This window comes from Dactylosporangium sp. NPDC005555 (assembly GCF_040605635.1).
Lineage (GTDB): Bacteria > Actinomycetota > Actinomycetes > Mycobacteriales > Micromonosporaceae > Dactylosporangium.
Window position 1 is genome coordinate 1 of the sequence record NZ_JBEXDG010000152.1, and the last position, 2,116, is coordinate 2,116.

The 2,116-nt window shown below is 31.7% G+C and carries 3 protein-coding genes; all 3 read right to left on the reverse strand.

The genetic code is table 11. The annotated features are described in order from the left end of the window. The coding region (locus ABZS58_RS51150) for a hypothetical protein (protein ID WP_354792098.1) at window positions 1-844 on the reverse strand (844 nt) is incomplete at its 3' end. Then, entirely contained in the window at window positions 831-1,739 is a 909-nt protein-coding gene (locus tag ABZS58_RS51155) for an ABC transporter ATP-binding protein (protein ID WP_351660284.1), read from the reverse strand. The genes ABZS58_RS51150 and ABZS58_RS51155, both read right to left, overlap by 14 nt. Then, window positions 1,718-2,083: a GntR family transcriptional regulator gene (locus ABZS58_RS51160; RefSeq protein WP_017864521.1), complete on the reverse strand. Its 366-nt coding sequence runs from the start codon at window positions 2,081-2,083 to the stop codon at window positions 1,718-1,720. Before ABZS58_RS51160 ends, ABZS58_RS51155 begins: the two co-directional genes overlap by 22 nt. Between the last annotated feature and the right edge of the window lie 33 nt (window positions 2,084-2,116).

Below are 2,116 nucleotides of genomic sequence, written 5' to 3' on the forward strand. Positions count from 1 at the left end.
GCTTTATCAACTCTAATCCAAAGACAAAGCCGATCAAAGATAAGGCGCCTGTAATCCCCTGTCCCAAAATAGTCCCAGAAAAAAAACCTAAAAAATAGTAACAAATGGCAACTAATAAGATGCAAAATTGGTAGAAAATAATTTTATCTAGAGGATAATTAATATATTGGTGAGGAATGCGACTATAAAGAATGACTAAATTAATGCTAACAGCAGTAATTGCCATTAATAATAAAGGAATTAACGACGTCAATATACTGCTTTTTAAAATTTGTTTTCTTTTATACCCAGACGAAAATAAAATCTGTAAAAAATTTGTCTTGTAATTTAAGAAGGATACTAAAAATCCAGCAACAATGAAAAATAAGCTAATAAGAGTAAAACCACGAAACACGTTTCTGGACGTAAACAAATATCTAAAATTAGTTAAGTCCAGCGCACTTCGCGTGTAAAATAATTTGGCCCTTATATAACCGTAAAATTCTTTAAAAGTCTGTGATTGAATATGAAACTTACCAGTTTTAGAATCAAATTTCAGAAAAATTCCTGCGTCCTGGTTCTCTGCATAATCGACACTTCCTTGGTAATCTTTTGTTTCTTTATATTTTTTATTTACATCATCCTCTTCAGTTTTTTGTGCAGCAAGGTATGAATTATATTGGTCTCTAGCCTCTTGAGAATGGATAAAGTTTTGCTCTCTATGCCAATTTTTTGTGGAGTTAAATCCAATAAAAACAGAGATTAATATTAACAGTATTCCTAAACTTAAAACGATTGGTTTGGCTCGTTTCCAAGTAATTTTGTTCAATTTTTTGTTATCCATTCTTTCCTCACTCTCTTTCATCAGTCATCTCATGACCTGAAAACTTGCTTATAAAAATATCTTCTAAAGTTAAAGGAAGTTCTTCAATCAGTAGTGGTTCACAATTGTTTATTCGTTCCATAAGTTCATCACTATAATTTTCAAAAATCACTGTGCTTACTCGGCCTTCATGAGTAATATGCTTCGCTTCTTGTTTGATAAACTGAGGTAATTCATAGTCTTTAAAAGCAATCTGAAGTTTACAGATTGACATTTTTACTGTAGAAAGATTCAATATAGAAACAATAGAGTGTTCTTTAATAAAAGCGACTTGGTCCGCTAGCTTTTCCAACTCATTCAAATTATGTGAAGCTAAAATAATACTTCTCTCTCGATCACTGATTGCATCGATCATTAAATCAACAACCTGTTTCCGTACGATAACATCGAGCCCATCAAGAGGTTCATCTAAGATAATATAGGAACAATTTGAACAAAGCGCAATAATAACGAGGAGTAAGCATTGCATCCCTTTGGAATATTTTTGAAATTGATCATCAGGTAATTGATGTTTTTCGATCAATTCCAAAAATCTCTTACTATCAAAAAGAGGATATAATAGAGAAAAATAACTCTCAATTGTTCGTAATCTCATTTTATTTAATGGTTGATATTGAGGATCAAGGAAAAAAATATCATTCTTTAGACTAACCTCTTTGTTAATATCTTGACCATCAATTGATACCATTCCTTCATCCATCAAATAATGACTGGCTATCGTACGGAATAAAGTGGTTTTACCAGATCCATTTCTTCCCACAATTCCAAAAATACTTCCTAGAGGGATGGATAAATTAATATGTTTCAAAACAACATTACCATCAATCCTCTTACTTAAATTTTGAATCTCCACTTTTACTCCTCCTCCTTTATCCACTCATAGATTAAACTTAATGGAATTTTTGCATATTGTGCTTCAACTAACCATGATTTAAGCTGACTTCTTAATTTTTTTTGTGTCTGAATATCAATTTCTTCATCCTGACCATCATTATTTTTAACAAAAGAACCTCTTCCCTTAATAGTTGTGATTACATTTTGATGCTCTAATTCCTTATAAGCTTTGGCAACAGTATTCGGGTTAACGCCCAACTGCTTGGACATCTCTCGAACGGATAGGATTTTGTCTCCAGCATCAAGAATCCCTTTGGTAATCTCTTTTTTTATATTAAATACAATTTGTTCGTAAATGGCATCTTTATTATTAGGATCAATATGCATAGTTCTCCTTTGCTATGTGTACTATTATACACC

Bases quoted from the DNA above. Each gene is read 5' to 3' on its own strand.
- ABZS58_RS51160 (WP_017864521.1), bottom strand. From the start codon at position 2,083: ATGCATATTGATCCTAATAATAAAGATGCCATTTACGAACAAATTGTA.